The 19,412-nt window shown below is 35.4% G+C and carries 14 protein-coding genes; 7 read left to right on the plus strand and 7 right to left on the minus strand.

All coding sequences use genetic code 11. The features are described from left to right. Positions 1-80: 80 nt before the first annotated feature. The 3 genes from UH7x_RS10465 to UH7x_RS10475 all read right to left on the minus strand — a co-directional run bounded on the left by UH7x_RS10465 (position 81) and on the right by UH7x_RS10475 (position 4,224). Entirely contained in the window at positions 81-1,976 is a 1,896-nt protein-coding gene (locus UH7x_RS10465) for an ABC transporter substrate-binding protein (protein ID WP_482359880.1), read from the minus strand. 301 nt (positions 1,977-2,277) lie between these two features. Continuing rightward, positions 2,278-3,495, minus strand: coding sequence for a D-mannonate dehydratase ManD (gene manD, locus UH7x_RS10470; RefSeq protein ID WP_482359881.1), 1,218 nt, complete (start codon positions 3,493-3,495; stop codon positions 2,278-2,280). 9 nt (positions 3,496-3,504) lie between these two features. Next, on the minus strand, positions 3,505-4,224 hold the full coding sequence (locus UH7x_RS10475; protein WP_482359882.1) for a FadR/GntR family transcriptional regulator: 720 nt from the start codon (positions 4,222-4,224) through the stop codon (positions 3,505-3,507). A gap of 379 nt (positions 4,225-4,603) precedes the next feature. Between UH7x_RS10475 and UH7x_RS10480 the strand changes: the two genes are divergently transcribed. Genes UH7x_RS10480 through UH7x_RS10495 form a run of 4 tightly spaced genes read left to right on the plus strand, consistent with a single transcriptional unit; the run spans position 4,604 to position 9,383 of the window. Continuing rightward, the gene (locus UH7x_RS10480) at positions 4,604-5,743 is read left to right on the plus strand and encodes a Gfo/Idh/MocA family protein (RefSeq protein WP_482359883.1); all 1,140 of its coding nucleotides are present in this window, start codon (positions 4,604-4,606) and stop codon (positions 5,741-5,743) included. A 12-nt stretch (positions 5,744-5,755) separates the two neighbouring features. Then, complete coding sequence (locus UH7x_RS10485; RefSeq protein WP_482359884.1) at positions 5,756-7,513, plus strand: sodium:solute symporter family transporter; 1,758 nt, start codon at positions 5,756-5,758, stop codon at positions 7,511-7,513. Positions 7,514-7,522: 9 nt separating this feature from the next. Continuing rightward, the gene (locus UH7x_RS10490; RefSeq protein WP_482359885.1) at positions 7,523-8,353 is read left to right on the plus strand and encodes a hypothetical protein; all 831 of its coding nucleotides are present in this window, start codon (positions 7,523-7,525) and stop codon (positions 8,351-8,353) included. Positions 8,354-8,408: 55 nt separating this feature from the next. After that, positions 8,409-9,383: a leucine-rich repeat domain-containing protein gene (locus UH7x_RS10495; RefSeq protein WP_482359886.1), complete on the plus strand. Its 975-nt coding sequence runs from the start codon at positions 8,409-8,411 to the stop codon at positions 9,381-9,383. A 311-nt stretch (positions 9,384-9,694) separates the two neighbouring features. Here UH7x_RS10495 and UH7x_RS10500 read toward each other — a convergent pair whose 3' ends face one another. The 3 genes from UH7x_RS10500 to UH7x_RS10510 are packed head-to-tail and all read right to left on the minus strand — an operon-like array spanning position 9,695 to position 14,605. Further along, entirely contained in the window at positions 9,695-10,069 is a 375-nt protein-coding gene (locus UH7x_RS10500) for a cupin domain-containing protein (RefSeq protein ID WP_482359887.1), read from the minus strand. 20 nt (positions 10,070-10,089) lie between these two features. Further along, the gene (locus UH7x_RS10505) at positions 10,090-12,312 is read right to left on the minus strand and encodes an alginate lyase family protein (RefSeq protein WP_482359888.1); all 2,223 of its coding nucleotides are present in this window, start codon (positions 12,310-12,312) and stop codon (positions 10,090-10,092) included. A gap of 28 nt (positions 12,313-12,340) precedes the next feature. Next, on the minus strand, positions 12,341-14,605 hold the full coding sequence (locus UH7x_RS10510) for a polysaccharide lyase 6 family protein (RefSeq protein WP_482359889.1): 2,265 nt from the start codon (positions 14,603-14,605) through the stop codon (positions 12,341-12,343). Positions 14,606-14,951: 346 nt separating this feature from the next. Between UH7x_RS10510 and UH7x_RS10515 the strand changes: the two genes are divergently transcribed. Continuing rightward, positions 14,952-16,046 (plus strand): type I phosphomannose isomerase catalytic subunit, encoded by a 1,095-nt coding sequence (locus tag UH7x_RS10515; RefSeq protein ID WP_482359890.1) that lies wholly within the window; start codon positions 14,952-14,954, stop codon positions 16,044-16,046. 98 nt (positions 16,047-16,144) lie between these two features. On the opposite strand, the gene UH7x_RS10520 is transcribed toward UH7x_RS10515, so the two are convergent. After that, the gene (locus tag UH7x_RS10520) at positions 16,145-17,395 is read right to left on the minus strand and encodes an NRAMP family divalent metal transporter (RefSeq protein WP_482359891.1); all 1,251 of its coding nucleotides are present in this window, start codon (positions 17,393-17,395) and stop codon (positions 16,145-16,147) included. A gap of 277 nt (positions 17,396-17,672) precedes the next feature. Here UH7x_RS10520 and UH7x_RS10525 point away from each other — a divergent pair, with 277 nt between their 5' ends. Both UH7x_RS10525 and UH7x_RS10530 read left to right on the plus strand, forming a co-directional pair. After that, positions 17,673-18,635, plus strand: a complete 963-nt coding sequence (locus UH7x_RS10525; RefSeq protein ID WP_482359892.1) for a sugar phosphate isomerase/epimerase family protein — start codon at positions 17,673-17,675, stop codon at positions 18,633-18,635. Continuing rightward, positions 18,628-19,359 carry a ribonuclease activity regulator RraA gene (locus tag UH7x_RS10530; protein ID WP_482359893.1) on the plus strand — a complete coding sequence of 244 codons (732 nt, stop codon included), beginning with the start codon at positions 18,628-18,630 and terminating at the stop codon, positions 19,357-19,359. Before UH7x_RS10525 ends, UH7x_RS10530 begins: the two co-directional genes overlap by 8 nt. Positions 19,360-19,412: the final 53 nt, after the last annotated feature.

Raw genomic sequence — 19,412 nt, forward strand, 5'->3', positions numbered from 1 at the left:
TTAATGAAGCAGACAACATATTGCTTTTATTATGATTATTAGACTTGATTAATATATTCGAATAGTTATAAATGAAAAATTTAAATATCAGGTCGACTACCGGTTTCTGTATCCCAGTAAAAACTCCAAGGACGTTGTAACGATAGTGGGTATTGATTGCTGCTTGGATTGCTGGGTCGAACGTTTTTTAATGCAATTTTTTTGAGTCCGTAATTGGTTGTGTTTTTTGATATGCCAAAAGTTTCAAACTGATCTGCTGCGATTTCAGCAATTTGATGATAATAATTTCTGCGGGCTTCAAGGTCCGGTGCTCCTCTGGATTTTTCATAGAGCAGAAAACGTTCTTTGATATGTTCGGGTGGTTCTTCACCTCTTTCCCCATCGCTTTTATACCAATTTACCCAGTCAATTCCCCAACGGGAATCAAACTCTAGTGGCACCATACTAGTAGGAAAGCGACCTGGCATCCAACTTGCAAAATCAACCCATATGGCAGCGTCGTGATCATTATTATTGGTGCGCGATAACATAAGAGAACTTACTGTGATGTTGGCTCGGATATCTAACCCGAGATTTCTACGCCATTGTTGAATCATCATTTCTAGTTGGTCTATTCGCTCTGGCGGGCGATTCGTTGATTCTACAATAAAATGAACCGGACGTCCACTTGGCATAAGTCTAATACCATCGGAGTTTCTTTTCGTTAAACCAAGTTTATCAAGTAATCTATTGGCTTGGTCCATGTCGAATTGCAAGTGCTCTGTAGCGTATCGCTTATGGTACATCGGGCTATCTTCAAAAGGTGCGTTGTTCCATGGTGTGCCATCGCCAAAAAGTGCAGTTTCAATTATTTCCTGACGATCAAGGCCAATTGAAAGTGCTACACGAAAATCTTTTTCATTGAATAGCTTCCTTAATTCTGGGTCTTTATGCGTTAAATTCAATTGAAACAATAAACTAGTTCCACCAATGGCTGTTGCAGGATATAGTTCAGATCCATGGCGTCCAGCAGTTTTGGCAAGTAGCGGACGGTTAACAGGTGTTCCAAAGATGGAAAAACCCAAATCGTTATTGCCTCCAATTGCTCCTAGTAACATTCCTTCGGGGTCCCCGTATACAATGCCAATTAACTTGCTTATATAAGGTAATTGATTGCCTTCGGTGTCCACCTGCCAGAAATATGGATTTCGTTCAAGAACAACCATTGTTGATCCACCTTTATATGGTTCAACTATTTTCCATGCTTCAAGAGTTGGGCGATCGGGATTCTCCCATCTTGTACCAACTGCTCTTGGATCTCCTGAAAGCATACGTAGGTAGTCTCGCCAATCGTTTAAATTATTCGCTTTCAATTCAGCTTCAAGATTAGGGTTGTAATCAGGGTGTGCTCTCGAACAATACGCTTTTTGATAAAGAGTGGGGTGCAGGTAACGACGATCAGCTAATACATGAAGAAATTCACTATAAGGTTCTATAAAAGAGAAGGTAAAAGTTAAATCGTTAATTTTTTTGAATTCAACACTTTTTCCTCCTGCACTCCAGACTTGTGCTAATGGTTGTAAATCTTCATTTAAAAGAATATCATTCACAGCAAATTCAACATCATCAGCAGTGAAAAGTGTGCCATCGGACCACTTCATTCCTTTTCGTAAATAGAAAGTAAATACTGTGTTGTCTTCATTAACTTCGAAAGATTTCGCTACATGTGGTATTATTTTGGTGAAATCAGAATCAAAATCATGTTGCACTAGACTCATGTTCCCCCAAGCTCGAATGGGGTCCATATTCCCTTGCCCAGATAGTCCAAAACGTAATTCGTCACCATATTTGCCTATTTTGTTAAAGGGTGTAATTACTTGCGGAGTGTCTGGTAGACGGACAGAAACTGGTGGTAAGTCTTTAGATGCAACAGCAGCAACTAGTTCTGGTGCTTCGTGGTATTGAGAATTAAATGCTGGCAATATTATTGCTGACATCACTTCTTTTTTGTTTGAGTTTCCTCCACAAGATAAAAGCAACAGAAATATGCAGTAATGCAGTAGACTGTTTTTCATTTAGATTTTTTTTAAATCACTTATATAAATGAGCCAGGGGGAAGGGCTTTTTTTGTCAGTATTAATCTTGGTCGAATCCAAAATTTAATATTCTAACTTGCAAAAGGAAACTAGCTAATACCAAGGTATAGATCCAGAGTATTGCTGTTGTCTGAGTCTAAATGTAATTGAACTCGTCATTTTCATTGATAGATTGAAGATAAGATTTTAATGCTTAATTTGTTTACCAATACCACAATGTGCCATCTTCTAAACGAGTTACTGGCAGATAAGATCGTTTGTATTCATATTTAGAAGCTTCTTCTTCATCGTATTCAACGCCCAATCCGGGTTTGTCTTCAAGACGGATATAGCCATTGTCAAAAGATAATGGATGGCTAAATACACTATTCAGTTTCTCCGTTCCAAATCCTATAAATTCTTGTACGCCAAAATTAGGAGCCCAAATATTGAAATGTGCGTGCGCTGCGTGACAAATAGGAGATAGGTCTGGCGCGCCATGTGGAGCCATTCTTACGTTATACATGTCAGCAAAATTCGCCATTTTTTTCATTGGTGTAATTCCGCCACCATGAGTAATTGCTGTTCTTAGGTAGTCAATAGACTGATTAACTATTAAATCTTTGGCATCCCAAACGGTATTGAAAATTTCTCCAATAGCCAAGGGAATTGTAGTGTGGTTTCTAATAATTTGATATCCATCTTGATTATCAGCTGGTGATGCGTCTTCAAGAAACATTAGTTGGTATGGTTCAAGTATTTTACCTAGATGTGCCGATTCTATTGGTGTTAATCTACTATGCACATCATGAACCAATTGTATGTCATATCCAAATCTTTCGCGAGCTTGTTTGAAAAGTTCAGGAATAAAATTCAAGTATTTCGATGTAGACCAAGGTTGTTCTGGAGGTAACGGGCGATCACTTTGAAGTTCATAGTAGTCCTTCTTCTTACCTAATGTTCCATAAGAACCAGCAAGTCCTGGTATTGCACATTGTAGGCGAACTACTTTAAATCCTTTGTTAATAAACTTGCCTAAGTTGTCTAATGTCTCTTCGATTGTTTCGCCATTTGCATGACCATAAGCGGTAATTCCTTCCCTGCTTTTGCCGCCAAGTAATTGGTAGACAGGAAGACCAGCAACCTTTCCTTTAATATCCCACAATGCCATATCTATTGCTGCTATTGCTGCCATTGTAATCGGTCCTCTTCTCCAATAAACACCTTTGTACAAATATTGCCATATATCTTCTATCTGGTGTGGGTCTTTGTTTAGTAAGCAAGGCACAACATGTTCTTCTAAATATGCAACAACTGCCATTTCTCTGCCATTTACAGTAGCATCACCTAAGCCATAAACACCTTCATCGGTGATAACTTTTACGGTTACAAAATTCCTTCCTGGGCAACTTACAAATACCTTTATTTGTTCAATTTTCATTAGTATAGTTTATTTTATTTCTGATTCTGGAATAAAGTCGAAAAGGGTAGATAAATGATCACGCATAGCTTGTTTGGCTCTTTCGACATCTCCATTTTTAATATGCTCTAGAATTACAACATGTTCATTGTATGCTTTAAGAGGTCTTGAATCACGACAGATGTCGTATTTTTTAGAAAAATTCATCATTTGGGAAACCAAGTATGAAACAAGGTAGATGATTACATTGTTTTGGGATGCTTTTGCTACTCCAATATGAAACATTAAGTCCTCTTCTATGCCCGCTTCACCTGCAGCAACCTTTTTGCCTAATAATTCTATTGCAATTTCTAATTCTTCAATATTACTTTGCTTAAACCTTTCCGCTGCAAGCCCAACAGATTCAATTTCTAGAACATTTCGCACTTCCATTAGAGATTTATAATCGGGGTTTAGTAAGTTCACCGCATTTGCGGTAAGTGTAGTAAGAGCAGAGTGTTTGTTTCCTGCAACAACTCGCGCACCGTTAGGTAATTTTTTTAAAATTCCATAAAATTCGAGTTTGCTAAGCGCATTTCGAACATACATTCTGCCTACTTTGAACTGTTCACTAAGGAATCTTTCGGATGGTATTTTGTCTCCTTCAATTAATTTATTTGAACTAATCAATTCATTTATCTGGTCGACAATTGTATCGACTGATGTTTCAATGTTTATTTCTCCTATGTTTTTAATTTTATCCGCAGACATAAATCCTCTTAATTTTATCAAACTTGGTTAGTTGTGAAAGTGGTTAACCATCGTTGAAATTCTCTTTTTTAGACTAAAATTTAAAAAATCCATCAACTTTAAAAAATGCTAATATAATAATATATCACTGTAAAATATGTATAATTTTTACTAAAATGTAAAATTACATTACATTTTATAGTAATTTATAAGTATTTAATTGAAATGATTTTTGGTTAACCAAATTATTAGAATTAGATTTACTGGTCAGTAATTGGCATTTTAATGCGCGTATTCAAGAAGCCCTAATTTGTAATTCCGTTTAAAGAATATCGTCTTTAAGCAAGTATAGTGTTTGAGAAGGGGTGAAATGAAGGAATCAGATAATAAAATTTAAAAAATGGATAGAGAATTAAAAGTGCTTATTTCAGGAACCGGATTTGCAGGACAAGGCCATGCAGATGCTTTTCGTGCCGTAGGTGCGGAGGTAGTTGGTATTGTGGGTAGAACTCCGAAAGTTGTCGCTGAAGTGGCAAAGAAAATGGAAATTCCATACTCAAGCACGGATTGGCAAAAAGCTTTAAAAGATTGTCAACCAGATATTGTATCCATTGCTACCCCAGGAGGCGCTCATTATGAAACGATAACACAAGCAATCGAGTTTGGTTGTCATGTATATAGTGATAAACCGCTAACTGTTGATGGAGATTCAGCACTTGAATTATATGAACTTGCTAAGCGTAAAAATGTAAAAACAGCATTTGCTTCTAGTTTTCGCTACATGCCATGTGTAATACATGCAAAACAGTTGGTGGCAGATGGAGTAATTGGAGAACCGGTAGAGGCTGAATTTATTTCACATTTTAATCTTGAACGAGATATACCTTTTGGATGGTCGCATCGTAAAGAAGATGGCGGCGGTCGCTTGAACAATAATTTCACGCACATGATGTCAATAGCGACATCAGTTATAGGTGAAAAAATTCTATCGATAATTGGGGAGGTTCGTGATGATTTAGGAAAAGCCCCAATTGTAGAGGGTGTTCATAATTTTAAAACGCGAAGAGACCATATTCCTAAAGACCTTAATGACCCTTCGCTGAAGTGGGGAGAAAGTAATGTCGAGTGGTCGTATACGGTAATGGCACAATTAGAAAGTGAAATAGCTTCAAAACCTGTATCAGTGCTATTCAAGCATGGCGGACTTAATCCAAAATTTCATGAAAACCATATTGTTTTTTATGGAACTAAAGGAGCCATTTTTATAGAAGGTCACTACGGAATGGGACCGCTTCATATTTGGGATGAAAATAAGAAATGGAAACAACTTCCATTGCCACAAGAAATTATTGATGATCAACCAAAGGTAGCAGGTGATACAGAACGCAATTGGCAATATTTAGCAAGAGAGTTTGTGAAAGATATAAAGGGAGAAAAAGTAGACTACTATCAGTCCTTCAAAGAAGGTAGCTTGTATCAACAACTTATAGATTTAATCAGAAAGAATGATAACTGGACAGATGTTCGTCATCTTCAGTAAAAAACGGGAACTATGTTTTATGACTATCTAGTTATTGGGCTTTATTTTATTTTAATTCTAGCAATTGGTGTCGTGTTTTCACGAATGGCCAGTAAATCTACCAGTGATTATTTTCGTGGAGGTGGTAAAATGCTTTGGTGGATGGTAGGGTCGACGGCGTTTATGGCGCAATTTTCTGCCGTAACATTTACAGGAGCGGCAGGTAAAGCATTTGCCGATGGTTTTGCAATTAGCGCTGTTTACCTTGGAAATACCTTTGCATTCTTTTGTGGGTATGCTTACTTCGCTCAACGTTTTAGACAAATGAGGGTAGATACTCCTACTGAAGGCATAAAAAGGAGATTTGGACCTCAAAATGAAACATTTTTTTCTTGGGCACTAATCGTGTTTTCCTTCTTGAATGCTGGTGTTTGGTTAAATGCTTTAGGTGTTTTTACTAGTGCTGTTTTTGATGCTGATATTGCATATACCATAATTGCTATTGGTCTTACAGTTTTGTTCGTTTCAGTATTGTCTGGAGCATGGGGTGTTGTGGCTTCAGACTTTGTGCAAACTTTGGTGGTTGCTGTAGTGTCCATTGCATGTGCTGTTGTGGCGCTAGTTAAAGTTGGAGGGCCTGTTGAATTAATAGATAATTTCCCAGGAGGATTTTTCATTGGTCCGAATATGAACTATCCGTTAATATTAATAGGCACATTCATTTTCTTTTTACCCAAACAAATTATTACGATGATGAATCTTCATGATTCATTTCGATTTTTGAATGCAAAAGATTCCATAAATGCTCGTAAAGCGGCTTTATTGGCAATGACGCTAATGGGAGTTGGAACTATTATTTGGTTTATTCCGCCTTGGGCTGCTGCGACTTTGTATCCCGATGCACCTGCAGATTATGCTCAGTTGGGAAACAAAGCTGCCGATGCTGTATATCTTGTTTTTGCTCGTAACGCAATGCCAATAGGAACTGTTGGGCTGTTGATGGCAGGTCTTTTTGCAGCATCCATGTCTTCTATGGACTCGGCTTTAAACAAAAACGCTGGAATATTTGTTCGAAGTATTTATCAACCTTTTCTTGCAAAAAGGAATCGACAAACTGATGATAAAAAGTTATTGCGACTAAGTCAAGTAGTAAGCTTTATAAGTGGTATTGGAGTAATAATCGCTGCGCTTTATTTCGCATCGCTAAAAGAACTTAGTTTATTTGAATTGATGATGTCCGTTTCTACTATGATTCAAATGCCAATGATGGTACCACTTTTACTAGGTGTTATTATTAAGAAGACCCCACAATGGGCTCCATGGGCAACAATCGCGGTCGGTTTAGTTGTTTCTTGGCTTGTTGTTAATGTTATTACTGGCGAAGTTTTTGTGTCAATGTTTGGAATTGAATCGCTTACCAAAAGGGAGATTATTGACATGAACATTATTCTTACGATTGCTGGTCATGTATTTATCACCGGTGGCTTTTTCTGGGCGACATCACTATTCTATAAAGAGGCAAAGGACAAAAATAAAATTGAAACTGACCGCTTTTTTGAAGATTTGGAAACTCCAATAATATCTGATAATCAGCAAGACGAAGTAGATCAACAACAACGACGAAAATTAGGTAATATGGTTATGGTAATGAGTATTGGTATTTTACTAATGTCGTTGATCCCAAATCCGACGTGGGGTAGAATGATGTTTGTTGTTTGTGCTTTAATTATTTCTGTGATTGGCTTTTTGCTTAAAAGAAGTGCGGTTGATAAAGGTTCTGTAATTAGTTAGAAAATAAACATGGGTATTACAAAATTATCATCATTACTTGTTCTACTGTTTGTATTCGGTTCTTGTACTGAGCAGAAAGTTCAACTAACACATGGTATAGATGAATCGGCCGGTGGCGGATCAGCATATATTATTACAACACCCTCAACTACTTATTATTTAGAAAAGGAAGGTGGAGGCCTTTCAAGCATGATTGACAATGATGGTGTAGATTGGATAGGCTTTCATAATGAGAAAGGCTCTGCTCATAAAGGTGAATATCGAGGATTTCCAAACGCTATTCATAAGCAAGATGGCAGTTATTTTCATGCCATGAATGCAGGAACAGATCCATCAAGTTCTGTAGTGGATATGGAATCTGATAATCATGTGCGAATAACTTTTACATCAGATAATAAAAAATGGCAAGGACAATGGGATTTTTATCCAAATCGTTGTGATTTTACAATGACTAATATTAGTGATGGTTATAATTATTGGGTGCAATATGAGGGAGTTCCTAATGGTGAAATGGAAGTGACTGATTTTTGGTATGCATCAGTTGATAGTGAAAAACATGCAATTGAAGAACCTTTTGAGGGCGATCTTCCTGCCCCAGAATGGATGGCTTTCGGGGATCCGAAATCACCTCGTGTACTTTATATGCTGCATCATGAAGATGATGATATTCCAGATAATTATGTGAGCAGACCTGATATGACCGTTCTTGGTTTTGGGAGACAAAACGGAGAAACTACAACCAAACATTTGACAACGGTTCAGACCTTTTCGATTGGTTTTATTGAATCAACAGATTATTCTGCAATAGATAAAGCTGTCAAGAAGGTGATTGATAAATGATGAATAAAAAAAGGCTGCAATTAGCCTGATATAAAAAATTTACACAATAGATATTATGAGTAGAATTATATTGAGTACAATCTTTTTGTTTGCACTAGCCTTTGTGGGTAAGTCGCAAACACCCTATAGCCTCACAGATAATGATGTAACCATAGTAGATGGAATAATAACTTCCTCGTCACTCACCGATACCGACGGAAAAAATTATCAATCAGACATTATTATCCCTCAGATGCTTAACAAACAGGTTGTAAGTGGGATTGGTAAAAATGCTTTTCGAGATAAGAGCCTTATCAGTGTGAATTTGCCTGTTAGTCTTATATCTATCGGTGATAGTGCATTTAAGAACAATAGTCTTACGAGCTTAGTTTTGCCGGCTGGACTTATGTCAATTGAGAATAGTGCTTTTCAGAATAATAGTATTACCAGTGTAGTGCTACCTGCAGGACTTACGTCCGTTAATAAGAGTGTTTTTGAATCGAACAATTTAACCGCTGTGAGTTTGCCTGCTGGGCTTTTGTCTATTGAGAGTGGAGCTTTTAGAGATAATAGTTTAATCAATGTAGAATTGCCTACTGGACTTAAGTCTCTTGGAGATTTTGCTTTTCAGAATAACAGAATAACGAGTGTGACTTTACCTCCTAGTCTTAAGACGATTGAGGAGAGTACTTTTAATGTAAACTTCTTAACTAGCGTGGAATTACCTGCAGGACTAACGTCTATCGAGGCAAGTGCTTTTCGTGATAACCGTTTAACAAGTATTGATTTGCCTGACGGTCTTACGTTTATTGGGGAGAAATCTTTTCTTGCTAATCGCTTAACAAGCGTAGAATTACCTGCTAGACTTATGTCAATTGGAGAGGGGTCTTTTAGTGTTAATAGTGGCTTAGATAGTTTTGTTTTGCCAAAGATTTCTATTGATGGTGCTACTGTGAAATGGAAAGCAAACAATGGAACTATTTTGGAGGCAGGACATATTGTTTTGCAGGAAAATTTTGCTGATGGCTTTAAAGCTATTAGTCTAAAATAGCACATAAATTATGTGCTAAGCGAACGCAAGAATGATTCAATTACTGTCAAAATTTCAATAAACGTAATAGAAATGGAATCGTTTTCTATTATTATGCAATTTGTGTAATGAAGATTAGCTTACTCGAACTTTACACTGCTTTTGTGAGCAAGTCCTATTGTTATTGTGAACTAATGGGTTTGAGGACTATACAATTTATTTTTATTAAATCTTCGTTCACAACACCTTAGGTGAGGTTGAGTCAGAAATTACAACTAGTACGCCATGGAAATCTTGTTGATTTTGGGAATGTACTAGTTGTAACTATTTTTTTATGACTTATCACCAAAATAAGATACTGCATCACCACTTAAGAAATCTTCTCTAACTGGGCTAAACGTGTCAATAAGAATACCTTCTTCTAAGCAAACTGCACTATGAAGTAAGTTAGGTTCAATATATACTCCGTCACCAGCTTCTACAATTTTCTTTTCTCCATTAACTTCAAATTCAAATTTACCCGAAACACAGTAAGTAGCTTGCGTGTGAAAATGTTGATGCGGGGTGCCTAATGCCCCTTTTTCAAACTTAACCTTTACCATCATAATTTGGTTATCGTAACCTAGAAACTTTCTTGATACTCCACCGCCTAGTACTTCCCATTCCATATCTTTTGCGATGACGTATTTTTCACTAAATCTTTTCATAATTTCTAATTTATTAGTTTTTATTTATAAAAATAAGGACCAGACCAATTATAGTTCTTATCGTTAATTTTTAAAATGTGTTTTGCTTCTTTTGAAGCGTTTGTATTAGTCGTTATAAATAACTTTGTATTGTTATTTATGGTCGTTATTTCAATAGCTGTATAATCTTTAGTGTCTAAAACTACCTTTAATTCCTTAATGCTACTTTTAGAGTTAATTGCCGATTCTGTAACAGGGCTATAACTACCATGAGCTTCTATTGTTGAAACAAATATCGTGTTTTTAGAATTCTTTCTTCGAATCATTAGCGCAGCATCTCTTCTTAGGTTAAATTCTGGGTCATTAGCGCCTAATCTAGTAAAAATAAGTTCGTCTGTATTACTAGTTGCGGTTGTTAGTGAATAAAATTTACCATTTCCTAACCATGAAAATTTAGTGTTTTCAGATGGAGCTTTACCTTTTCCTTCTACATACAAATGTTGGTAACCATTTTTCGATCCTAATGTGGTTAGTGTGGTCGGACTAGTATAGTCAAAATTGGACTGCAGTACTTGACCCATAAAATAGTAGGGAAAGTCATATTGATTTTCTTTATTAGAATTTACTTTCATGATGTCTATCAAAAAAGGCTTGGTAAAACCTACATCTTTAATTAGAGCCATTGTTCGATACATTTCTGTACCGGGGTATGCATTTTTTTCTAGGGCACTAACAATTTGAATTTTCGGATTAGAATTATCAAAATAATGAAGTTCGGAATGATGCTTACTGCCGATTTCATATTTGCCATTAAAATGTGAAGTTTCATTTTGGGTAATGGTATTATGGGCTATGGTTTGTTTTGCCCAAGTTTTATTTTCTTTTAGGTAATTGCCACCACCTTTTTGCTCAATATTTACAAATCTAGCAAGACCATAATCTTGAATAATTTCATCTCCCTTTTCAAATAAGGAATAAGAAAGTTTGTCGTAATGGCCATGACTTGACCCTTGCGATGCGTACTTAAAAACTAGTTCGATATTTTCATTTCTTAAAATGGCAACACCACCTTGTTTACCTTCGGGACCATCAGATAAATTAATTGATTTTTTAGTGAATGGTTTCTCAATGCCATTTTTAACCCCAAGAGCTACTGCTAATCCAGAATCATCTAATAAGACTTCTCCTTGTTCTTTAGCAATAGATAATAGTCCTGGATCCTGATTCCCAAAATAATAAGAGATATCTAATGCGGTTACTAAAGCGCTGTTGTGGTATGACATTCCTTTTTGACCATCATTCAATGGGAAGAATTCACCATCGGCATCAGATAAATTTAATAACGCATTTATAGATTTTATAAGTACACCTTCTTTGTATTCAAAAATCTTTATTTCTGGTTTCAAATTATGCAATCCCTCGGCAAAAATTAAAAAAGGATACATGGCATATCTTTGATAATAAGGTCCTTCGTTATAATAGCCATCGGGGGAAAAAGGTTCTTCTATGTTCGCTAAAAAACCTGCTTTTCCATCTTTGTTTAAAAAACCACCATCGTCATCTTTAGCATTTGTATCAAGGTTTACGCCTTTAATACCATATAGCGCTCGGTCTATTAATTCTTGATCATTCATAACTAAACCAATCATACCCACCGCAGCATTACCCCAAGTACTATGGTTGTGAACTCTTTGGTAAAACTGTGGACTGTCTACTGAAATATGGTCTGCAAAGGGTCTGAATAAGTTTTTTTCTAGTTTCTTGCGTTCGTCTTTAGTTAAATAATTGTAGACACAATCGTATGCTTGACTTACATAAACCAACCAATTAGAATCGTTTAAACATTGCCAGAATAATTTACCTCTAGCGTATGATCTTGTTTTAGGATGCAGTGGAAGTGTTTTATATAGTTCTTCATATTGCATCAACATGTCTTTTATGTATTTCGCATATTTTTCGTCATTAAGAATTTGATACAAAACTCCTGCTTGTTGTAATACTACCATGTTGCGTTTATGACGATCGTGCGTATAGCCTCCAGAGTAGTCTTTTGGAATTGGTATTTCGATTCCTGAAGCAATTTCGGCATCAACTTGTTGCTTTGTTTTTTCTAAAGAGGCATCAAAAAGGGGAACTTTGCCTAATTCTTTTCTTATTTTTTCTACACCCGATTTAGTTAAAATTAAATTAGGGTGTTCTTGGGCATGTAGTTTCATAAGTGATAAACCTAATAGAAATACTCCTACAAGAATTACAGTTCGCATAATATTTTGATTGCTAATTTTCACGAGTCTATTTTTTTAGAATTCCTAAATCTAATCCGTCTGTAGCTTTGCCTCTAAGTGGAGAGTTTTCATTTAATAAATATGACGTGTTATCTGAAAATGTTGGTGTAAGGTTCCATTGGTTTTCAACCAAGTATTTCTGGTCGCCAGTAACCTTTATTTTTTCAGAATTGCTTAGGGCATTGTTTCGCACTTTAACAATAGGTTCACCAACGACCAGATGCATGTTAATGGCCTTGCTATCTTTAAATATATTATCTCTAATGTCTGTTTCTTGCACACCATATAAAGATATAGCCGCATCGTATTTGTTTTTCTTTCCAAAACCAACATTGTCGAATACATTATGATCTATTTCTAAAAATGGACCAAAGGTACTCTCATCTTTGCCACCTCTATATAATCTTAACGCTGCTCCTTGCAGTTCAGTAATTGTGTTGTTTTTCATTAAGAAGTATTCAACATTATAAGCTCCAATATCGTCTGTTTCTTTATCTAAAGCAGCAATGCTTCCAGAAATTTTTCTAAACGTTGAGTTTTGTATGCTGATAGTATCTGCAAATGTTCCTTTAGACACTCTAAGCACATCAAAAGAATGATTTACAATCATGTTTTTAAACTCACATTTGTCTATAAATAATTTGTAGTTGTCAATCATTGATTTCTTGCTGGTGCTAATAACTGAATTGCCAGCATAGTCAGGAGATTTTGTACCATCAAAAGTTATATTTTCTAATGATAAGCTTCCTCCATTTTCTATTTCGAAGGCCATCATTCTTTCAAATTGTATAATTGCTTTTTCTTTCCCAGAAGTTTTAAATGTTAGGGGGTGATTTATTTTTACAGCTTTAGTTAAAAGGTAAGAGCCGCCTTCTTCTAATTCTATAATGTCGCCACCTTTAGAATTTTTTACAATCTCATACAAGGTATTAATCCCTGCTTCAACCTTTATCGCTTGGCCCGAATTTAATACAATGCTATTATCAGATTTTGAATACCAAGTTGTTCCGGTATTTTCTTTGGTTGCAATGTTAGGACTAATTGTAACTATAGTTTTAATTTTATCAGATTTGGGAATTAAAAAACCCTGTTCATTTTTCACCAATTGTATTTCGGAATTTTCGAAACCTTCTTTAATTTTAGTTTCTGAATTTTCACCTAGAATATTACCTAAAAATTTAATACCGCTGATGTCATCATCAATTGTAAAAATGTCTTTTTTGAATTCATTGTAGATAATGTTCTCCGAAAATTCTGAAGTTCGAGGAGCTTGACTTCTTTCCGAATCGCTACCCGCTCCAAAAAGAATGTTATCACAGTTGATAAATATATTATTATTTACTTTAGAATCTATAACAGGAACATATCTATTAGGCGGTGAATTAGGTACGCCGTTCATCATTACAAATGCCCCTCTAAAACGGTAACCAGTTAAACCAATATGGTAATTATTGGTAACAATTTGTTTTTCATTAATTACACGTACACCACCTGTACTTGGTTTGCCATTTCCTATAAACATATTTCCATCTACCAGCGTTTCATTACCATGGCGCATAGTTAGTGTTCCTGTGCACTCAAAAAATGTATTATACTTAAATGTGTTTTGACACGATTTATTAGAAATAATTTCATGTTCGCCATTTGTTCTATCAAAGTAATTCGATTCTACTAAGGTGTTAGAATTTTCTAAGGCATGATGACTGGTGCCTATTCTTAGCGTTTCGCCACCATTGTTGCCATAGGTAGGCCGAGGGCCAAAGTAGTTGTGGTCTATTTTATGATTATTTTTTCTACTTTCTTCTGTGTCTAGTCCGACAATCATCGTTACACCCAAATTCTTTTTACCGGTAATATGGTTGTGGTCGATTCGATTGTTTTTGCCGTAAATAGTAATCCAGTAATCTTGAACTTGTCGCTCAGGATTATTAAAATTGTCAATAACACATTCTGTGAGGCGACTATTATTTGCCATTTCTTCTCTACTTTTTCTAAAAGAAATAACAGCATTTGTGGGTGTATATCCGTTTTTAAAAACCAAGCCTTTTACAATTAAGTAGTCACCTGCAATTCTCAAATTTGATTCACCTTCTAAGATTACCTTGCCTTTTTCTTCCGCTATAAGTGTAATCGGTTTTTCAGCTGTTCCGTTTGCTTCAAAAAGTAGTTCTGCGTTTTTCCATACACCGTTTGCCAAAACAATGCTATCGCCAGGTTGAATATTTGAAACTCGCTCATTAAATTCATCAATAGAGTTAACGATATTATTCATTTTAGTTTCTGTTTTGCAAGAGATAACAAAAATTAAGAGGCAAATAAGGGATAGTTGTCGATTGATCATACTATATAAATTGGTTAACCAGTTTGGTTCACCAAAAATACATATATTTATAAGACTCACAAATTTTTAACAATAAACCTGTTGATAATATGATGATTATATGACTTTTTATCTTTTAGATAAGTTATTTAGTGTAATCAGAAAACTTCTAAGACTTTATATATGATATTCTATAAATTATATTTGGTCTTTAAAGTGGTTTATTTAAAATAGATTATTTGTTATGAATAGTATTTCAGAAGTTATATTGTAAATATTTTAAAAAATAAACAAATAAATGAAAAGTGATTTAGAACAGTTTGCATATATACCTTTAAAGCAATTTTCAAATAGAGTATGGCGTACATATGAAGGTGGCGCATTAATAGATAGATGGAAATTAGAAAATGAAGAGGAAGACAGCAGTCTTCCTGAAGAATGGATTATGTCTACGGTTACTGCGAGAGGTAAAAATAGGCCTGAAAATGAAGGTCTTTCGCTGATGCAAACAACTGCTGGTACACATTCATTAAAAGAATTGGTTGCATCTAATCCTGAATTGTATTTAGGAGAGGAACTAGCTAAGAAATTCGGAACTACAGGGGTCTTGATAAAAATGCTCGATTCTAAAGAGAGGCTTACTATACAGGTGCATCCGGATAAAGCGTATGCTCGAGAAAAGTTAAATTCTGAGTTTGGAAAAACAGAGTCTTGGTATGTTTTAAATAAGCGCGAAATAGACGGTGAGAAAAGTGTTATTTACATGGGGTTTAAAGAAGGTGTATCGAAAGAACACTGGAAAGCGCTATTTATAAATCAAGACATTGAAGGCATGTTAGCATGTCTACACAAGATAGAGGTGAATCCAGGTGATGCTTATATGATATATGGTGGTGTGCCGCATGCTATAGGAAGTGGTTGTTTTTTAATGGAGGTACAAGAGCCGACGGATTACACAATGCGCGTTGAAAAGATAACACCAGGCGGACTTCACATTAGTGATGAGTTAATACATCAAGGTGTAGGCGAGAAAAGTATGTTAGAGTGTTTTCATTATGACGGTTGTTCATATGAGGAGGCTTTAAAGAGATGGAAAGTAAATCCGCAAACTATTGAATCTTCAGAGTCATATTCCTTAAAGACTATTTTTAACGAAACCCATACTGATTGTTTTGGGTTAAAGGAACTTGATTTGGATGGTAACTGTACTTTAAAAGCGAACGGCAGCTTTTTTGTTGCAGTAATATATTTTGGAGCAGGTACAATAATATGTGGAGGCAAGGAATATAGTTTTACTCAAGGAGATGAGATTTTCTTCTCTGCTGCCATTGATGAAATAAATTTTAATTCTGAAAAAGAATCAAAGATTTTGTTGTGCTACCCGCCAATATAGTCGAGAATTGGAATGAGTTGTTTTTGTAATAAAAATAATGCACGTTAAATATATAGTTTCAACTTGGTTTGTGAGATTTGTTGAATTTCAGAAATTTGCTAGATAAAATTTATAAATCCTGTCAATGCGACATAGAGCATATAGAAGTTAAATAGTAAGGTTGCGCCCAAAGCGATATTCATCCATATTGTAGCTTTATATTCTTTCATTAAATCCGATTTATTAAGAAGAATTAATAAGAACAGCGTAATCAAGGGCATTATAAAAGGACTTAATGCTTGTGAAGCGATTAATATCCAGACGGGTTTTCCTCCTAAAATAGGAATTATCAATCCGGAAAGAGCTATCAATACTACAAAAAGCTTATACATGGGTTTTTTCATGTTTCTTTCAGTGCCTGTATAGTCTGCCAATAACCAAGGGAATAGTAGTAGGTTTGGAAATATAGAGGATAAGCCTGCACCAATAATTCCCATGGTAAACAGGGTAAGTGCAAAATCACCTGCCCACGGGCCTAAGGCATGCATCATATCTGTCGCGTTATCAACTTCAGTTCCTTGGAAGTAAAGCGTTCCTGTTGCGCTTATCATAATAGCTAGACTTATAAGAAAAGTCATTACCATAGACGACATTGCATCTTTATTTTCTGTTTTTAAGTCTTTTAAGCCCCAATTTTGTTCTTGTACTAAAATACTCCTAGAAGCCAAACATACTCCTGCCATGGTGGTTCCAACAATACCCGCAATTACAAGACCAGTATTATCGCCTTCAGGTAATTCCGGAAAAAAATCAACAATGGACGTTCCTGCTTCATTAACAACCATAAAGCTTGTAATTATAAAAGCGAATGACATGAAGCCAACCATAATACTCATTGCTTTAATGAAATTTTCATGTTTACCAGTCCAAAATAGTCCAATTAAGATAGCTATGAAGAAAATTGAAATAATTGGTTTATTCAAAAAAGAGATAGATGTTTTAACAGAAATCCATTCCATTGCAACTTCTGCTACTACACCCATAACGCCTATACAAGAAGAAACAATTGAAACTAGTAGAGCAGTTATAATAAATATTGTGACTGGTTTGCCAAATGCTTTTTTATAATTAAACATGAGAGTATTTCCAGAAACTATAGTCAATTTACTGATTGCAACAAGCAAGAAATAAGTAAAGAAACAAGAGAGTAACAATGCCCAAGAAAGGCTTAAGCCATATTTAGCACCTGAAACTACCATTGAGGTAACACTACCTGTGCCTACTATATAACCAATGATAAAGAAGGCTGGCCCTAGATTTTTAAGTATTTTCTTTATTTGCTTAAATGGCGAGATATGGTTTAACGTCATAATTTAACTACTGTTGTTTTTACTAATTAGGTGTCGAAAAGTATGATTTTAGCTAATTCATTTCTTAAATTTTTCGACACCTGCTGTAGTCAATATTGTATATTCGATATTTAACAGCTTGTGAATAGTACAAGCTAACAATAATAGAAGTAGATATTTCGTAATAATACAATTAAATTGGTAAACCAATTTGGTAAACCAAAAATAGGTATATTTGTTAGACTATCAAATTTTTAACATAAAATCACTCATATAAATCAAAAAAGCACGCAGAATTATGAAAAAAGAGAACAATATTTTATCTCGAAGAGATTTTGTAAAACTATCTTCTACGGGTCTTATGGCGATGCCGGTATTGGGAGTGGCAAATCCATTAGAATTAGAAAGGTTTAATATAGACGATATTTCTGTTCATCTTTTTTCGAAACACCTCCAATTTCTAGACTATAATGAGATGGCTAAAATAGCTTCTAAAATGGGTTTTGATGGAATAGATTTAACGGTAAGACCTAAAGGTCATGTATTGCCTGAAAATGTTGAGGTCGATTTACCTAAGGCCGTGGCGGCAATGAAAAAACATGGGTTGTTATCAAAATTAATGACAACTAATGTCTTAGATGCTGAAAACGGTGTTCAGCAAAAGGTGTTAGAAATAGCGAGTAAATTAGGTTTAACTCATTATAGAACAGGATGGTTGGCATATCCTGAAGAGCGTAGTATAGCTGAAAGTCAGGAGCTGTATGGTAATCAGTTAAAGAAATTAGAAGAACTGAATGCTAAACTTGGTCTTATCGGATGCTATCAGAATCATGCTGGTAACCACGTAGGAGCGCCGATTTGGGATTTGGAACCTATTTTAAGTTTAACTAATAATGAGTTTATTGGCAGTCAATACGATATTCGTCATGCGGTTGTTGAAGGTGGAGGTAGCTGGGAGCTAGGCCTGAGGTTAATTCGTCCTTTTATCAAGTCAATTGTAATAAAAGATTTTAAATGGGGAATATTGGATGGTAAATGGGAGCTAATAGATACGCCGCTTGGCGAAGGAATGGTAGATTTTACACGCTATTTTAAGTTACTTAAAAAGTATAAAATTAATGTACCAATATCTCTTCATTTGGAGTATGAATTAGGTGGAGCCGAACATGGAGCCAGAACACTTACGATTGATAAGGAGATTGTTTACGCGCAAATGAAGAAAGATTTAGAATGGTTAAAAGAAACTTGGCGTAATGCATAAGAATATGAAAGAGAATCAGATTTCAACCAAACAAAAATTAAAGAAAGTTAGTACAGCAACAATAGCCACTTGTTTATTTAAAAAAGGTTTAAAAAAGCAATTTATACAAGACGTACATCCGCTTAAATTAGGTAAGCCGACAATGGTTGGTGAAGCGTATACATTACGCTATATCCCGGCCCGTGAAGATTTAAATCCGATTACAGTTTTTAAGGATCCAAAACATTTGCAGCGGGTAGGGGTGGAAGAATGTCCTGAAGGAGCTGTATTGGTAATTGATAGTAGAAAAGATGCTAGAGCAGCTTCAGCTGGTTCCATCTTGGTCACTCGTTTAATGGTTAGGGGAGTTGCTGGAATTGTTACTGATGGTGGTTTTAGGGATTCTGCGGAGATAGCATCACTAGATATTCCTTCATATCACACAAGGCCTTCTGCACCTACTAATTTAACTTTGCATCAAGCCATTGCTTTAAACGAGCCAATTGGTTGTGGTGATGTGGCTGTTTTTCCAGGGGATATTCTCGTTGGTGATGATGATGGTGTAATGGTAATACCATTTGCTATAGCAGAAGAGGTTGCAGATGAATGTTTGAGAATGACATTATTTGAAGAATTTGTGATGGAAAAGGTAGCAGCGGGGAGGACAATAGTTGGTCTTTATCCGCTTACAGATGAAAAGATTTCTGAGGAGTTTAATGAATGGAAAATCGATAAGAATATTTAATATACCATAAAGTATATTAAACAGAATTTTTCCTTGAGATGCTCTTTGAGATA

This window comes from Aurantibacter sp. UH7 (genome assembly GCF_056839165.1).

Coding starts and splice junctions, on each gene's coding strand:
- UH7x_RS10465 (WP_482359880.1), bottom strand. CDS start 1,976: ATGTCAGCAATAATATTGCCAGCATTTAATTCTCAATACCACGAAGCA.
- manD (WP_482359881.1), bottom strand. CDS start 3,495: ATGAAAATTGAACAAATAAAGGTATTTGTAAGTTGCCCAGGAAGGAAT.
- UH7x_RS10475 (WP_482359882.1), bottom strand. CDS start 4,224: ATGTCTGCGGATAAAATTAAAAACATAGGAGAAATAAACATTGAAACA.
- UH7x_RS10480 (WP_482359883.1), top strand. CDS start 4,604: ATGGATAGAGAATTAAAAGTGCTTATTTCAGGAACCGGATTTGCAGGA.
- UH7x_RS10485 (WP_482359884.1), top strand. CDS start 5,756: ATGTTTTATGACTATCTAGTTATTGGGCTTTATTTTATTTTAATTCTA.
- UH7x_RS10490 (WP_482359885.1), top strand. CDS start 7,523: ATGGGTATTACAAAATTATCATCATTACTTGTTCTACTGTTTGTATTC.
- UH7x_RS10495 (WP_482359886.1), top strand. CDS start 8,409: ATGAGTAGAATTATATTGAGTACAATCTTTTTGTTTGCACTAGCCTTT.
- UH7x_RS10500 (WP_482359887.1), bottom strand. CDS start 10,069: ATGAAAAGATTTAGTGAAAAATACGTCATCGCAAAAGATATGGAATGG.
- UH7x_RS10505 (WP_482359888.1), bottom strand. CDS start 12,312: ATGCGAACTGTAATTCTTGTAGGAGTATTTCTATTAGGTTTATCACTT.
- UH7x_RS10510 (WP_482359889.1), bottom strand. CDS start 14,605: ATGAATAATATCGTTAACTCTATTGATGAATTTAATGAGCGAGTTTCA.
- UH7x_RS10515 (WP_482359890.1), top strand. CDS start 14,952: ATGAAAAGTGATTTAGAACAGTTTGCATATATACCTTTAAAGCAATTT.
- UH7x_RS10520 (WP_482359891.1), bottom strand. CDS start 17,395: ATGACGTTAAACCATATCTCGCCATTTAAGCAAATAAAGAAAATACTT.
- UH7x_RS10525 (WP_482359892.1), top strand. CDS start 17,673: ATGAAAAAAGAGAACAATATTTTATCTCGAAGAGATTTTGTAAAACTA.
- UH7x_RS10530 (WP_482359893.1), top strand. CDS start 18,628: ATGCATAAGAATATGAAAGAGAATCAGATTTCAACCAAACAAAAATTA.